Here is a 15,959-nt window from a genome sequence, read left to right as displayed (position 1 = left end):
CCCAGCTTCGCTCAGCTCCATCTATACTGTGATGGTCTCTGAACCCAACACTAAGGGGGTCCTATGGCGGACAAGCCGCTGGTGGGAATCATCATGGGGTCTAAGTCGGACATGCCGGCGATGGAGGCATGCACGGCTCAGCTAGACGAGCTGGGCGTTCCGTACGAGCTGGTCATCGCATCGGCGCACCGCGCGCCGCAGAAGGTCCACGACTGGGCCTCCACTGCGGCAGACCGTGGCCTCAAGGTGATTATCGCCGCTGCGGGCAAGGCCGCTCACCTGGGCGGCGTTGTTGCCGCCTACACGCCGCTGCCCATCGTGGGCGTCCCCATGAAGACGAGTGACCTTGGTGGCATGGACTCCCTGCTCTCTATGGTCCAGATGCCCTCAGGCGTGCCCGTGGCCTGCGTGGCTATTGGCGGCGCCAAGAACGCGGCCATCTACGCCACCCAGATTCTGGGGGCCACCATGCCGGAGTATCGCGAGAAGATCGTCCACATGAAGCAGCAGATGGCGGAGGCGTAAAGCCGCCGACGTTACCCGCTGCAACCAGGGAGGAAAGCACCGCATGAAGAAGGAAGAGCTGCTCGAGCAGATCAAGCTTGCCATGAAGGCACACGACAAGGCGCGCCTCTCCATCCTGCGCCAGGTCAACCAGGCCGTGAAGCAGGTCGAGGTCGACGAGCGCCGTGACGCCACCGAGGCAGACCTCACCAAGGCCGTGAAGAAGCTCCAGAAGGTCACCGCCGAAGAGCTCGACGGCTTGCGCAAGGCGGGCGCCGAGTCTCACGCCGAGCGCATCCAGGAGCTTTCGACGCAGGCGGACGTCCTTTCTCAGCTGCTGCCGCGCCAGCTCGAGGGCGCAGATCTTGAGAAGCTGGCCGATTCCCTCATCGCCGAGCTTGGCGCAACGTCCAAGCGCGACATGGGCAAGGTCATGGGTGCGCTCACCAAGGCGACCAACGGCAACTTCGACAAGCCCGCAGCCGCGGCGTACGTGGGAAGCAAGCTGTCCTAGCCCACTGCGCGCGAGAAAGGCAGTCACGTGTCAAACAGTCAGGGCAAGCACTTTGGCCAACCGGACGGAGGGGGCTCCGCGGCCCCCTCGCGCGGCGACGTCTCGGGCGACAAGCGCAGCACCGGCTTCATACCCGTGGTGACCGGCGACCCGTCCGCCAAGGGCGCCGGCGTCGGTGCTTCTCGCCACAACCGCCGCCTGAAGAGCGACAACTACCGCGAGACCGATCCGTATGACCTCTCCGGCCGTCGTTCCCGCGACCCACGCAAGCGGCGCAACCGCATCATCTCCACGATTCTCTTCATCGTGGGCATCGCGCTCATCGTGGCGGCGGCAGGCATGTACGGCTACTCGCAGTGGCAGTACCACGAGCAGGACGTCGAGAACGAGAAGCTCGCAGCCTACGCCACGGTGGATGACGAGGGCAACCAGCCGCCCGTGGTGGACTGGGCGGGCCTTAAGGCCGTGAACCCCGAGGTCGTGGGCTGGGTGCAGATTCCCAACACCGTGGTGAGCTTCCCCGTGTACCAGGCGTCGGATAACGACAAGTACCTCCATACCAACGCCGAGGGCAACTACTCGCTGGGCGGCCAGGTCTTCATGGACTACCAGAACCAGGCCCCGGGCATGCTTGACCAGCAGACCATCATCTACGGCCACCACCTGCGCAACGGCGCCATGTTCAAGCCCATCGCTGACATGGACAAGCAAGAGGCGTTCGACTCCGTGAACACCGTGTGGTACGTCACCGAGGACGCCACGTACGAGCTTGAGCCGCTTCTTCTCTACTACACGGACGAAAACGACACCAACGTGCGCGTGTTTGACTGGTCGACTGCGGACGAGTTCCACACGTACCTCTCCGACCTGCTCACAAAGTCGGTGACCAAGCGCTCTGATGCGGCGGATCTTATCGGCAAGTCGAGCCATGTGCTCACCCTGTGCACGTGCAACTATATCGACGGCTATGGCCGCACCATCCTGGTGTGCGTCCCCAAGAACGAGGTGGCACAGTGACGAAAGCGTCGTGGACGCAAGCGCCGGGGCCACAAGACCCCAGCGACGACAAGCTGCATGACGAGTGCGGCGTCTTTGGCGTGTGGGCGCCCAATCGCGACCCCGCGCGCATGGCGTACTTTGGTCTGCGGGCGCTGCAGCACCGTGGACAGGAATCGGCGGGCATTGCGGTGGGGGACGGTCGTACGGTCCTGGTGCGCAAGGACCTTGGCCTGGTGACGCAGGTCTTCTCCGAGGCAGACCTCGCCGCCATGCCCGGCAAGGTTGCCATTGGCCACTGCCGCTACGGCACGGCTGGCGCAAAGGGCTGGGAGTCGGCGCAGCCGCACCTCTCGATGATTAACGACGTGATCATCGCGCTGGCCCACAACGGTACGCTCGTGAACTTTGACGCCCTGCGTGGCGAGCTCATCGAGATGGGCATCCCCTTCCGCTCCAGTACCGACAGCGAGGTCGCGGCCAAGCTCATTGGCTACTTCACGCAGCGCGGGCACCGTCTGCGCACGGGCATCGCGCACACCATGCGCATGCTCGAGGGCGGCTATGCCATGGTGCTTGCCCGCGAGAACGCCCTCTATGCGTTCCGCGATCCGCATGGCATTAGGCCGCTGGTCCTGGGCAAGCTCGACGAGGGCGAGTGGGTCGTTGCCTCCGAGACCTGTGCCTTGGACATTGTTGGTGCTACCTACGTGCGCGAAGTTGCCCCCGGCGAGATCATTCGCATCTCCGACGATGGCTTCCGCTCCGAGCAGGGCGTGCCGCCGCAACCCCGCGCCGACTGCATCTTTGAGCACGTGTACTTCTCGCGGCCGGATTCCGTGAAGGACGGCAGCTCGTTCTACCTCATGCGCCACAACATGGGCCGCCGCCTTGCGCGCGAGACGCCCGTCGACGCAGACCTTGTCATCTCCGTGCCGGACTCCGGCACGCCTGCGGCAGAGGGCTACGCCGCCGAGCTTGGCCTGCCGTACGGTACCGGGCTCATCAAGAACCGATATGTGGCCCGTACGTTTATCCAGCCCACGCAGGCCCTGCGCCAGATGGGCGTGCGTCTTAAGCTCAACCCGCTGCCCGACGTGGTGCGCGGAAAGCGCATCGTGATGGTGGACGACTCAATCGTCCGCGGCACCACGTCAAAGCAGATCGTTCAGATGCTGCGTGACGCCGGAGCCACCGAGGTCCACATGCGCTCGGCCTCGCCCATGGTCACATGGCCGTGCTTCTACGGCATCGACACCGCTAACCAGGACCAGCTCATCGCCGCAAACATGTCGCTCGAGGAGATGCGTGATTTTATCGGCGCCGATACGCTGGGCTTCCTCTCCCCGCAGGGCCTCATCGACTGCGTGCCCCACGGTGGCTACTGCACGGCGTGCTTTACCGGCGACTATCCGGTGGCAATCCCGCGCTCGTTCTACGAGGAGAAGTTCCTGCCCAGCTACAAGCCGCACAACCTCATGCCGTCATCGCTCGAGTCGCACATGAGCATCGACGAGATTGCGCGCGAGGTCGAGCAGGAATCGGCGGTGCGGCTTGAGGCCGCTGGTGCAGCGCCTGCAGATGGCGGTACAGACGAGAACAACGAAGCAACCCCAGTGAGGAAGGATGCCAAAGATGGCAGATAAGCCCCAGCACGTCTCGTATGCAGACGCCGGCGTCGACGTGGACGAGGGCGCACGCGCCGTCGACGCGATCAAGGCGGCCGTGGCGTCGACCAACCGGCCCGAGGTCATTGGCGGCCTGGGTGGGTTTGGCTCGTGCTTCTCGATGGCTCCGTACAAGGACATGGAGGACCCGGTGTTGGTCTCGGGCACGGATGGCGTGGGCACCAAGCTTGCCATCGCGCAGCTGCTCGATCGTCATGACACGGTGGGCGAGGACCTTGTCGCCATGTGCGTGGACGACGTGGTGCCCATTGGCGCCGAGCCGCTGTTCTTCCTGGACTACGTTGCCATTGGCAAGCTTCGCGCCGAGCACGTTGCCAAGATCGTAGGCGGTATTGCCGAGGGCTGCCGCAAGTCTGGCTGCGCGCTTGTTGGTGGCGAGATGGCCGAGCACCCCGGCGTGATGAATCCCAACGACTACGACCTGGCCGGCTTTGTGGTGGGCGTGGTCGATCGCCCCAAGATGATTGGCCCGCACCTGGTGCACGAGGGCGACGTTATTCTCGGCCTTCCCAGCTCGGGCATCCACTCCAACGGCTACTCGCTTGTGCGCAAGGTGGCCATCGGGGGCAAGACCGTGGAAGAGCTCGAGCGCCCGCTTCCCGAGCTGGGCGGCGAGAGCCTGGCCGATGCCGTAATGCGCCCCACCACCATTTACGCCGGTGGCCTGGTGCGTGCCCTCAAGGCCGGTGTGCCCATCCACGCCATGGCCCACATTACCGGCGGTGGCATTACCGAGAATCTCAACCGCGCGCTGCCCGCAAACGTTAACGCCGTGGTGGATCGCGGCGGCGAGGACGGCCCGGCATGGGACGTGCCGCCGGTCATTACGTATATGGTGCGTGCCGCCGGCCTCACGCCTGACGAGGCGTACAAGACCTTCAACATGGGCGTTGGCATGAGCATCATCTGCGGCCGTGATGACGTGGACGAGGTGTGCGAGGGGCTTGTTGCCCAAGGGTTCTCGCCATTCGTGATGGGCGAGTGCGTTGCCGGCGAGGGCAAGGTGACCTATCGATGAGCATCAAGCTGGGAGTGCTGATAAGTGGCTCGGGCACCAACCTGCAGGCGCTTATCGACGCCGTTGCTGCCGGCAAGCTTGATGCCACCATCGAGCTTGTGGTGAGCTCGCGTCCGAGTGCGTACGGTCTTAAGCGCGCCGAGGCGGCAGGCATCCAGACGCTCACGCTCTCCAAGGAGATCTACGCCGATCCCATGGTTGCCGACGAGGTGATAGCCACCGAGCTGCGGCGCGCTGGCGTGGACTACGTGCTCATGGCCGGCTACATGCGGATGGTGCACGATCCCATCCTTGCCAGCTTCCCCAACCGCGTGGTTAACATCCATCCGGCGCTGCTGCCCAGCTTCAAGGGGGCGCATGCCATCCAGGACGCATTCGATTACGGCGTCAAGGTCACGGGCGTGACGGTTCACTTTGCCAACAGCGATTACGACTGCGGCCCCATCATCGCGCAGCGGCCGGTGGAGGTGGAGGAGGGCTGGACCGTCGACCAGCTCGAGGCCCGCATCCACGAGGTCGAGCACGAGATCTACCCGCATGTGGCGCAGCTCCTGGCAGAGGGATGCGTGCACGTGCGCGAGGACGGTCACGTGGTGATTGTCCAGGCGTAGCGCCCGTACTTGTCGCGGTCTTCCTCGCCCCTTCGGCGCCTTGCCGGAGGGGCTTTGTGTTCCTGTTGCACAGCTGCGTTGTCCGGGCCCGACCCCCGTTCCGGTCCTAGCTCCAACGTGCCCGCTACTCTCAGCTCAAAGGTTATCGCCATTTCTTAAAAGCAGTCCGGCTGACCTGCGTAAACGTGATGGCATTTTAAGAAATGGCGATAAACTACGGTTCAATGTCGCGGTGGAGGGGGCACCTAACCGTCACCGAGAACTGCTCGCGCTGGGCACAGGCGAGAAGAACGTACCTCTAGCACGGGCATTCGTACCGTTCATCCACATCTCATACTTTGGATGGATTTCAACTTTCCGACGTATCCGCATCATGCGTAAGTTGAGGGGTGTTATGCGGCTGCGCGACACCCAACGAGCACTCACTACGCTGGGGGCGCGATATGGAAGCGCACATATGTACAAGGTGTACGGAGTCCGGCGACCTTGGCCGGTGGCCGAGCGTGAATCGCCGGCAAATGGGAGCGAAACTTCGAATAACAAGCTTGTGCATTGCTGTCGGAGTTCCGACAGCAGAGGGGATATCTGTCCGGCCGTTTGCGTTTCAGGTTGGGGGTCAACTATGAGACACAGAGGAAGAACACTACTTCAAGGGTTACTTGCAGTCTTTGCTGCGCTTATCGCGATTGGCGTGACGCCGGCGTTTGCCGCCGAGCCGCCAGCCACCAGCAAGATCGTCACGCCAAATGGCGATGGGACCTACACGCTGAGCCTCAGCGTGACGGGCAAGTCGCGGGCGTCACAGGAGCAGAGCAAGGCTGACGTTATCGTCGTGCTGGATACCTCGACCTCGATGTCAGAGGGCACCGGCAACGGCACCCGCATACAGGTGGCGAGGCAGGCGGTCAACTCGCTTGCCCAGGAGCTTCTCGCGAACAATACGGACGAGAACCCCGACGCGGTGACGCTCTCGCTCGTTACGTTCGACAATTACGCCACCACGAAGATCACGGGAACGACGGCATATACGACGTTCTCCAACGCCGTTCCCTCAAGCGTTCAATACAACCGTGGCACCAACTGGGAGGACGCGCTCAAGGTCGCAAACGCTATCCAGACGCGCGATGGCGCCGACGTCTACGTCATCTTTGTCTCTGACGGCAACCCGACCTTCCGTGACACGCATGGCGGTTCTTACGGGCAGACCAGCGGGGAATTCACCAAGCACACGTCGGGGACGGGATTAAACCAAAAGACCTATTACGGTTCTGGTAATTCTGACAACAACGGCCTGAACCTTCAGTACGCAAAGAACCAGGCCTCGGCAATTGCCGGCGAAGGTCACACGCTGTTTTCTGTTGGCGTCTTCGGCAACGTCTCCAACATGCAGAGCATTGCCCAGGTAGCCGGGCAGAGCAACAACTACTACAGCGCCTCGGACAGCGCCGCTCTCAACGCCGCCTTTGCGAACATCATCAATACCATCACGCACAACCTTGCCTACAGCAGCGTGAAGGTGACCGATGGTCTCACGTCGCTTGCGGCGTCCGTGCTTGTGAGCGGCACGGCCGATGGCTTCACCTATACCCAGACCAAGAACGGCGTGACGAGCGATTGGAATGACGCCCCCGCCGCCACGTTCGCGGGCTCCGCGGTCTCCTGGGACCTCTCGTCCCTTGGCTCCCTCGAGCATGGCGTCACCTACACCGTGAGCTTTAGGGTGTGGCCGAGCCAGGAAGCCATAGACAAGGTTGCCGAGCTGCAGAACAGCGGCACCACAACCGGTCTGCCCGAGAACATCGTCTACAACTCGGGCACTGGTGCCTATGGCATCAAGACCAACACCGCCGCGAGCGTGGCATATACGCAGACGAGCACCACGACGACCAAGGTGCTGCCGGATGGTGCGGTGGAGAACGATGACGGCACCTGGACCCACGATGGCGTCACCTATACCTATGCGAACGGGGTGTACACCGGTACCAAGTCCGATTCTGGCATCGCCCCTCTCAACCAGCCCGACCCCATGCCCGTAGATACGCCCACCATCAACGTGAGCAAGGAGTGGGTTGACTCCTCGAACAACGCTGCGGACCGTCCCTCTGGCGACATCACCCTGAACGTCCAGCTTGACGGCACCACCTTCACCACGGTGACCCTCAACCCCAACAACAACTACCAGGCCGAGGTGCACGTGCCCTACGGCATCACTACCAGCGGCGAGGACCTCACCACTGGTCACAGCATGTCCGTCACCGAGGACGGCGTCGACGAGCACTACGAGCTGAGCACCGAGACGGTCAGGCCCATGCTGGTCGACGGTGTGCTGGCGATGGGCGGCAACGGTGACACGACCCTCACAGCCACCAACACGCTCAAGAGCTCGATCAAGATCTCCAAGAGCGTCACGTCCGATGACGGCACGTATCCCGCAGACGCCAACTTCGACTTCAGCGTCACCGTGACCACGCCGGACGGCTCGAGCGTCCCGTACACGGTCTTTGCAGCAGACGGCACAAAGGCGTCGGCTGGCATCCTCACGAGTGGAAAGGCGTCGGCTGTAACCCTCGCTGCCGGTCAGCACATCCTTATCGACAAGGTTCCCACAGGTTCCACGTACTCGGCAGCCGAGACCTCCTCGCCTGCTGGTTGGACCCTCGCGTCTCTCGCGTCTGATGGCGGCAGCGACGAGGTGAGCGGCAATGCCGTTTCTGGCACCATCGCCGAGGGTAACATCCAGCGCGGCGTGACCTACACCAACAAGTTCACCCCCGTCGAGTCGAGTCCCACCGGTGCAGGCAACCTCACGGTTACCAAGACGCTCGCTGGCCGTACGCTTGAGGAGGGTCAGTTCTCGTTCACGCTCACGGCACTTGACGGGGCGCCTGAGCCCGCGTCGACAACGGTAACCAATGCGGCCGACGGCACCGTCTCCTTTGGCAGCATCAAGTTCGACAAGGTCGGCGTCTATACGTACAAGCTTGGCGAGAAGAACGACGCTGCCGCTGGCTACACCTACGACACCACCGCCTACACGTTGGTGGCAACGGTGACGGCCAACGCCAACACCAATGCTCTCGAGGTTGCGTGGTCCATCGATGGGTCCGATTCCTCCGCAGTAACGTTTGACAACTCCTACGCAGCCTCCGGGTCCACGACCATCAACGCCACCAAGACGCTCACCGGCCGCGACATGGCCGCCGGCGAGTTCACCTTCAAGGTGACCGACGCCAAGGACAACGTGGTAGCAGAGACCACGAGCCCCAGGGCAGGCGACGGCACGCCCGCCTCACTGCGCTTTGGAACCTTCAGCTACTCCATCGAGCAGGTGGAGAGGGACATTGCGGCCGGAATCGCAAAGGAGTATCCCACGGTTAACGGTGGTGTGGGTGCCGCCTATCACTACACGGTCTCCGAGGAGACGGCCGGTCTTGCCGATAAGGGCGTAACGCCTACCGTCAACACGCTTGGCATTGACGTAATCGTGACGGACAACGGAAACGGCACGCTCAACGTCCAGGTAAACTATCCCCAGGGGTCAAACGACACCCTCGCGTTCCAGAACCAGTACAAGACGGGCAGCGTTGACCTCGTGATTTCTGGAAGCAAAAAGCTCGTTGTATCCGACGGCCTCGTTGGCCCCGGTGGCATCGCAGGCAAGTACACCTTTGAGCTTGTCGACGCTGACGGCAAAGAAGTGGCAACCACCACCAACCAGGCAGGCGGCACCATCGCCTTCCCCGCCATTACCTTCACCGACGATGGCACCTATACCTATACGGTTACTGAGTCCGGTACTATCCCCGGCGTGACCAATGACGCTGACGCCACAAAGACCGTGACGGTCCGCGTGACCGACGATGGTCTTGGCCATCTTGCGGCTGAGACGGTCGAGGGCGACTCATCCATCGAGGGCGACGACTTCACCTTCACCAACACCTATGGCGTCGAGAACGTAGTGGCCTCCGACCTGGTCGAGGCTTCCTCTCCGTGCCTGAGGGGCTCACCGGTCCTGGCGATATCGCAGGCAAGTACACCTTCACGGTTGAGGCCGTGACGGAGGGTGCCCCCATGCCCGTGAACACCACGGTCGAAAACGCGGACGGCGAGGGCACTGCCACGAGCTTTGGCGAGGTTACCTATACCAAGCCAGGCACCTACGTCTATCGTGTGACAGAGTCTGGCAGCGTTGACGGCGTGACAAACGACGCCGAAGCCGCCACCGGCAAGACCGTGACGGTTGTTGTCACCGATAACGGCGACGGTACCATGTCTGCCGAGACGAGCGGCGCGGCCACCTTCACGAACACCTATGTGGCCGACCCCGTCACCCTTTCTGGTGACACTGCCCTGCGCGTGACCAAGAAGGTCGTGGGCCACGATGCCTCGACCGGATTCGCCTTCACGCTGGCACAGTCGGACAATGACGCCAACCGGGCAACCATCGCTGCCGGTGGCTCCTCCGTCGTCACCGACGTCCTTGCCGACGGCGACGAGCAGACCGTCAAGTTCGACCAGGTGACCTTCTCCGCTCCGGGAACCTACCACTTCACCATCACCGAGGAGGGCGAGGACGGTAACGGTTGGACCTGCGATCACCGCACCAGCAACGTCACAGTCACGGTGACCGACAACGGCACCGGTCAGCTTGTCGCGACCGTCGACGGCAACGATCCCGTTGTGACCAACAGCTACACTGCCCAGCCCGTTACCCTCGCGGGCGACACGGCAATCCAGGTGACCAAGGAGGCCCATGGCCACAGCACGAGCGAGGTGTTCGGGTTCGTGCTCACCCCGGACTTTGACCTTGCCGAGTCTGGCGTGACCATCGCCAACGACAAAGCCACCACCTCCGGCACCATCGCCGATGGTGGCGCCCAGACCGTCGCGTTTGGTGACGTCACGTTTACCAAGGCCGGTGTCTACCGCTTCCATGTGAACGAGACCCCGGGCAGCGCAGGCGGCTGGTCCTACTCGACCGCCCAGCCCGAGATCGTGGTTGTGGTGACCGACAACAATGCCGGCCAGCTCGTTGCCACCTATTCTGACAACAGCAACAACCCGACGTTCGAGAACTACTACACGGCAACCGGCTCTGTGACCGTCTCGGCAACCAAGGCCCTCGCCGGTCGAGCCATGGCTGCGGATGAGTTCGCCTTCACCATCAAGGACGCAAAGGGCGGCATCGTTGCCACGGCCACGAATCCCGCCGCGAACGACGGCGAGGCCGCAGCCCTGAGCTTCCGTGCGCTCGAGTTCAACACCGACGAGCTTGCGGACGATGTTGCCAATGGGCTTGCCACCGCGAACGAGGACGGCACCTTTACCTATAGCTACCTTGCGGCGGAAGACACAGCAGCGCTGCCCGGTGGCGTCAAGGCTGGTGCGAAGAGCTTCGACTTCACCGTGACAGTCTCCGACAATGGCGACGGCACGCTTGCCGCCAATGTCAACTACCCCGACGGCGCAAGTGGCCTCTCCTTCACGAACAGCTATGAGGCCAAGACGGCAACGGCAGTCACGCTCGATGCCACCAAGACCCTCACTGGGCGCGACATGACCGCAGGAGAGTTTGACTTCAAGGTGACCGACATCAAGGGCAACGTGGTTGCCACCGCCACGAACGATGCCGCTGGTGACGGCACTGCCGCCAACCTCGTGTTCACCTACGGCGATGGCAGCGCCGAGGGCCTGAGCTACTCGCTCTCCCAGATCGAAGCCGACATCAGTTCTGGCATTGCCGAGGACAGCCCGGCAGATCCCGACAGGCCCGGCAGGACCGCCATCTATCGCTACAACGTTTTCGAAGACACCACGGCTCTCCCGGCTGGCGTGAACGCGGTGAAGGACACCTTCTCGATCAACGTCCTCGTGGTGGACAACGGCGACGGCACCCTGAGCGCCACCGTGAACTACCCCACCGGTGGCCTTGCCTTCATGAACTCCTACGACGCGGATGACGCCGAGATCTACATCAACGGCGCCAAGAGGCTCATGGTCGACGACGAGCTTGCGGGTCCCGGTTACATTACCGGCAAGTATGAGTTCACCATCGCGGCCGCTGACGGCACCCCATGCCCGAGACGACAACCGTCCCCAACCAGGAGGGCGGCAACATCGAGTTTGGTCCCATCAGCTACAACGCCGCAGGTACCTATACCTACACCATCACCGAGTCCGGGACCGTTGCCGGAGTGACCAACGACCCCGATGCCACCAAGACCGTCACGGTCAAGGTGACCGACGAGGGCGGCTACCTCGTCGCCAGGAAGGTCGACTCCACCGGCGCCGTGGTAGAGGGTCCCGACTTCATCTTCACCAACACGTATGGCGTGGAGGACAACGTCCTCTCCGGCGACAACGCGCTGCGTGCCACCAAGATGCTCGAGGGTCGCGACCTCAAGGCCGGCGAGTTTACCTTCTCGCTGACTTCCGACGAGGCCGATGCCCCCATGCCCGCCAGCACGACGGTTTCCAATGACGAGAACGGCAACGTGGTCTTTGGCGATATCGCCTTCACGCAGGCCAACGTCGGAAAGACCTATCGCTACTTCATCAGCGAGGACGCCGGCAGAGAGGGCGGCGTCACCTACGACACCGCTACTCGTGCGGTGACGGTCGAGGTTGTCGACAACGGCGACGGCACCATGTCGTTCAACGTCACCGGCAACAATCCCACGATCACCAACACCTACACGACCAACGAGGTCACCGTCGACCTCGGCGCCCGCAAGACCCTCACCGGGGCAACGCTTCAGGACAACCAGTTCGAGTTCCAGATTGCCTCCGGCGATGCCGCGGTCCTCAAGAGCAACGATGCCAAGGGCAACGTGAGCTTCTTCTCCGTCACGTACACCCTGCGCGAACTTGCCGACGTCGCTCCTGCGGCGGATGGTACTCGTAGCAAGACGTTCATCTACACGGTCACCGAGGTCATCCCCTCCGACGCCGTGAACGGTGTGAAGGACGGCATCAAGTACGACGAAGCCGAGCATGTCATCACCGTCAAGGTGACCGACAACGGCAAGGGCGAGCTTCTCGCCGACGTCCAGGGCAACAACCCCACGTTCAACAACGTCTACACCTCCAAGCCCGTCACGCTCTCTGGTGACGCTGCGCTCATGGTGACCAAGCAGGTCACGGGCTTTGACAGCTCCGAGTCCTACGTCTTCGGCCTCGCGCTGGCTTCCGGCGACGCCTCTGCCGTGAGCTTTGCTGACGGTGCAACCACGGCAACGACGTCCTCCTCCATCAAGGACGGCGCGACCGAGACCGCCTCCTTTGGTGCGGTGACCTTCTCCAAGGTCGGCACCTACACCTTCAACGTCACCGAGGCGCAGGGCTCAAAGACGGGCTGGACGTACGACAAGAGCTCGCACGTCATCACGGTCAACGTGGCAGACAACGGCAAGGGCCAGCTCGTGGCCACCGTCACGGGCAACAACCCCACGTTCGAGAACAGCTATGAGGCCTCAGAGTCCGACGGCGTCGTGGTTGTCGCCCAGAAGGTCCTCTCCGGCGCCCCGCTCATGGCCGGCGAGTTCTCCTTCCAACTGGTTGACGCAGACGGCAACGTTGTCCGCGAGGCGACGAATGCCACCGACGGCTCCATTGTCTTCGATCCCATCACCTATGCCGCACCCGGAACCTATACCTACACCCTGAGGGAGGTCGCCGGCTCCAACCCAGGCATGACCTACGACTCCACCGCCCATACGGTGATCGTCGTGGCGACCGATGACGGCACTGGCCAGATTCATGCCGCCGTCACCAGCCTGACGCCCACGTTCACCAACAGCTACGCGTCCGGCGTGGACGACCCCGTTGTGCTTACCGCAAAGAAGGTCCTTGAGGGCCGCAGGCTCGAAGCTGGGCAGTTCTCGTTCCAGCTCCTTGACGAGAATGGCAAGCAGGTGGGCGAGCAGGTGACCAACGACGCGTCCGGTTCCATCCAGTTCTCCGCGCTGCGCTACTCGCAGGACGACTTCAATGGCATCGAGCCTGACGAGAACGGCACCCGTACCAAGACCGTCACCTACACGGCGCACGAGGTCGTGGGCAATGCCGGCGGCTACACGTACTCCCAGAACGTCGCCACCTACAAGCTTGAGCTTGTCGATACCCACGACGGCAAGATCACAGCAACGCTGAAGGACGCCACGAACACCACGTTCACGAACATCTACGGGACGCAGCCCGTGACCGCCAAGTCCTTCTCGGCAACCAAGGTCCTTGAGGGCCGTGGCCTGGCGGAGGGCGAGTTCGAGTTCCAGCTCACCGCCACCGATGGCATGCCCATGCCCGCCACCACGACGGTGGCCAATGCTGCCGACGGCACGGTGACCTTCTCGCCCATCACCTACCACCTGGGCGACCTTGCCGGCGAGACCTCCAAGACCTTCACGTACACCATCTCCGAGGTCGCCAACGGCGAGGCGGGCGTGACCTACGACGAGGCCAAGCACACCGTCTCCGTCACGGTGACCGACAACGGCGACGGCACGCTGAGCGCCTCCGACCCGGTCTACGACGAGGCTTCGGCAGCGGCGCCCACGTTCACGAACGCATACAAGGCTGGCGAGGTGACCGTTGGGCTGCCGATGCTGACCAAGGTTGTCTCCGGTGACAAGACCGAGCGGTACCCCACGTTTGGCTTTGTCCTCGAGCCGCTTGACGGCGCGCCTGTTCCCGATGGTGGCGTGACTTCCTTCTCGGTTGACGGCGCGGGCAGCCTGGAGCTTGGTTCCATCACCTTCGACAAGGTCGGCACGTACTCCTACAAGGTGTACGAGCTTGCTGGCAACGCCGGGGGCTGGACGTACGACGGTTCCGTCTACACCGTGACCTACACGGTAATCGACGACGGCTCCGGCGTGCTCCAGGCAACTTCTGCCATCACCAAGGCCGACGGTACCGCATCCGACGCAGTGACCTTCGAGAACGTCTACACCGCGCCTGAGCCCGAGCCCAAGCCGGAGCCGGAGCCCGAGCCTGCGCCCGTGTCAGTACCCAAGGCCGAGCCCAAGAAGCCTGCCATCCCCAATACTGGCGACGCTACGCAGACCGCTCTTCCTGCCGGTCTTGCGGTCGCCGCAGTGGCAGTGCTCACAACTGCCGTGGTGGTGCGAAGGAAGAGCCGCAACAGCAAGTAGCGACGCATTTGGCGCATCGTACGCGGCGTTGAACGGCGCCCGCCCCCTGACCCCCAGGGGCGGGCGCCGCCTTTATGAGACAAAGGTGAGACAAAGGGACAGTCCCTTTGTCTCACCTTTGTCTCATCTCCGCATGAGCGTTGCGACGCACTCAACATGCTTTGTGTGCGGGAACATGTCCACAGGCTGTACGCGCTCAAGCCAATAGCCACCCTCGCGCAGCATCTCGATGTCGCGTGCCTGCGTGATTACGTTGCACGAGACGTACGACACGCGCTCGGGTCCAAGCGCGCACACCGCCGAGAGGAACTCCGGCGTCGAACCGGCGCGCGGTGGGTCCATGATGAGCGCGTCAAAGCGCTCCGCTCGTCCGTTGCGCACCGCGGCTACCAGGTATTCCGTTGCGTCCGCGCGCACAAAGCGGCAGCGCTTGTCCAGCCCGTTGGCAATGCCATTGCGCCGCGCCGCCGCCACCGCGCCGCCAATCTGTTCCACACCCACGACCTCGACGTCAGGGCACTCGTGCGCGGCGCAGATGCCGATGGTTCCCGTGCCGCAGTATGCGTCGAGCAGCCGCATGCCGGGCACAACGCCCGCTCCGGCAATGGCCAGTCGGTAGAGGACCTCGGTCTGCGCCGGGTTTGTCTGGTAGAAGCTCGTGGGGCCAATCTCGAACGAGCACCCCAGCAGTCGGTCGTGCATGACGCCAGGGCCATACAGCGCGCGGCACTCGCGGCCAAGAATCGCGTTGGTCCTGCGCTCGTTGATGTTCTGGACAATGCTTGTGACCTGCGGTTGGTTGCGGAGGATGTCTTTCACGAACTTCTCGGCGCGAGGAAGCCTTGGCCCGTTGGTAACTACGGTGAGCAGGCACTCCCTGGTGGCGTAGCCCATGCGCACCACGGCATGGCGCAGTACGCCGCTCCCGCGGTCCTCTTGGTAGGCGGGGATGCCGCAGCGCTCGGCCGCGCGCGCCACGCTGTTAAGCACATCTCGCGCGCCCGGCGCCTCTACCAGGCATGACGAGCAGGGCACAATGCGATGCGATCCGGCGGCATAGAACCCGCAGCGCACGCGTCCGTGCGAGCCCGGAGCAAACGGCGTGGCAGCCTTGTGGCGGTAGCCGCGCGGCTCGTCCATGCCGCAGATCTTCTCGAGTGTGGCGCCGTCTTGGCGAACCGCCTGGCCAAGGACCTCCTCGACCAGCGCCTGCTTGCGCTCAAGCTGGATGGGATAGGGTACCGCGAGCCACTCGCAGCCACCGCAGGACTTTGCGATGGGGCAGGTGTAGGTGCGATATCCCATGGGTCTCCAGTCAACGTAGCCGGTTTGCGCGATGCGTGACTCTCAGCATACACGCACCAAACGTGCTGGGCACCCGGGCCTTGCCATCTACGTATTCCCAGCGCAGGGGCCAAAATGTCCTTGTATGTTTGCCGCGCCGGGCGTATAGTTCTCTCAGATTTAAACGCAGGT

General features: G+C 63.1%; 10 protein-coding genes. 9 read left to right on the top strand and 1 reads right to left on the bottom strand.

The annotated features are described in order from the left end of the window. Positions 1-63: 63 nt before the first annotated feature. The 9 genes from purE to BMX94_RS10770 all read left to right on the top strand — a co-directional run bounded on the left by purE (position 64) and on the right by BMX94_RS10770 (position 14,483). Complete coding sequence (purE, locus tag BMX94_RS07770) at positions 64-525, top strand: 5-(carboxyamino)imidazole ribonucleotide mutase (protein ID WP_032110057.1); 462 nt, start codon at positions 64-66, stop codon at positions 523-525. A gap of 43 nt (positions 526-568) precedes the next feature. After that, positions 569-1,018: a GatB/YqeY domain-containing protein gene (locus BMX94_RS07765; RefSeq protein WP_091005345.1), complete on the top strand. Its 450-nt coding sequence runs from the start codon at positions 569-571 to the stop codon at positions 1,016-1,018. 27 nt (positions 1,019-1,045) lie between these two features. Next, positions 1,046-2,035 carry a class B sortase gene (locus tag BMX94_RS07760; RefSeq protein ID WP_286160055.1) on the top strand — a complete coding sequence of 330 codons (990 nt, stop codon included), beginning with the start codon at positions 1,046-1,048 and terminating at the stop codon, positions 2,033-2,035. Then, positions 2,032-3,660, top strand: coding sequence for an amidophosphoribosyltransferase (purF, locus tag BMX94_RS07755; RefSeq protein ID WP_091005343.1), 1,629 nt, complete (start codon positions 2,032-2,034; stop codon positions 3,658-3,660). The genes BMX94_RS07760 and purF overlap by 4 nt, the downstream gene beginning before the upstream one ends. Next, complete coding sequence (gene purM / locus BMX94_RS07750) at positions 3,650-4,720, top strand: phosphoribosylformylglycinamidine cyclo-ligase (protein ID WP_091005341.1); 1,071 nt, start codon at positions 3,650-3,652, stop codon at positions 4,718-4,720. The genes purF and purM overlap by 11 nt, the downstream gene beginning before the upstream one ends. Then, positions 4,717-5,331, top strand: a complete 615-nt coding sequence (gene purN, locus BMX94_RS07745) for a phosphoribosylglycinamide formyltransferase (protein ID WP_091005339.1) — start codon at positions 4,717-4,719, stop codon at positions 5,329-5,331. Before purM ends, purN begins: the two co-directional genes overlap by 4 nt. A gap of 622 nt (positions 5,332-5,953) precedes the next feature. Then, positions 5,954-9,388: a Spy0128 family protein gene (locus BMX94_RS07740; protein WP_177171375.1), complete on the top strand. Its 3,435-nt coding sequence runs from the start codon at positions 5,954-5,956 to the stop codon at positions 9,386-9,388. Then, the gene (locus BMX94_RS07735; protein ID WP_091005336.1) at positions 9,322-11,529 is read left to right on the top strand and encodes a Spy0128 family protein; all 2,208 of its coding nucleotides are present in this window, start codon (positions 9,322-9,324) and stop codon (positions 11,527-11,529) included. Before BMX94_RS07740 ends, BMX94_RS07735 begins: the two co-directional genes overlap by 67 nt. Beyond that, complete coding sequence (locus BMX94_RS10770; RefSeq protein ID WP_286160059.1) at positions 11,448-14,483, top strand: Spy0128 family protein; 3,036 nt, start codon at positions 11,448-11,450, stop codon at positions 14,481-14,483. Before BMX94_RS07735 ends, BMX94_RS10770 begins: the two co-directional genes overlap by 82 nt. 123 nt (positions 14,484-14,606) lie before the next feature. Here BMX94_RS10770 and rlmD read toward each other — a convergent pair whose 3' ends face one another. After that, positions 14,607-15,788 (bottom strand): 23S rRNA (uracil(1939)-C(5))-methyltransferase RlmD, encoded by a 1,182-nt coding sequence (gene rlmD, locus BMX94_RS07725; protein WP_091005333.1) that lies wholly within the window; start codon positions 15,786-15,788, stop codon positions 14,607-14,609. Positions 15,789-15,959 lie beyond the last annotated feature (171 nt).

The sequence above is a fragment of the Olsenella sp. KH3B4 genome, from assembly GCA_900111695.1.
Classification (GTDB): domain Bacteria; phylum Actinomycetota; class Coriobacteriia; order Coriobacteriales; family Atopobiaceae; genus Tractidigestivibacter.
Note: the sequence above shows the minus strand (reverse complement) of the source record. Positions and strands in the feature narration are given on the sequence as shown.

Bases quoted from the DNA above. Each gene is read 5' to 3' on its own strand.
- purE (WP_032110057.1), top strand. From the start codon at position 64: ATGGCGGACAAGCCGCTGGTGGGAATCATCATGGGGTCTAAGTCGGAC.
- BMX94_RS07765 (WP_091005345.1), top strand. From the start codon at position 569: ATGAAGAAGGAAGAGCTGCTCGAGCAGATCAAGCTTGCCATGAAGGCA.
- purM (WP_091005341.1), top strand. From the start codon at position 3,650: ATGGCAGATAAGCCCCAGCACGTCTCGTATGCAGACGCCGGCGTCGAC.
- purN (WP_091005339.1), top strand. From the start codon at position 4,717: ATGAGCATCAAGCTGGGAGTGCTGATAAGTGGCTCGGGCACCAACCTG.
- BMX94_RS07740 (WP_177171375.1), top strand. From the start codon at position 5,954: ATGAGACACAGAGGAAGAACACTACTTCAAGGGTTACTTGCAGTCTTT.
- rlmD (WP_091005333.1), bottom strand. From the start codon at position 15,788: ATGGGATATCGCACCTACACCTGCCCCATCGCAAAGTCCTGCGGTGGC.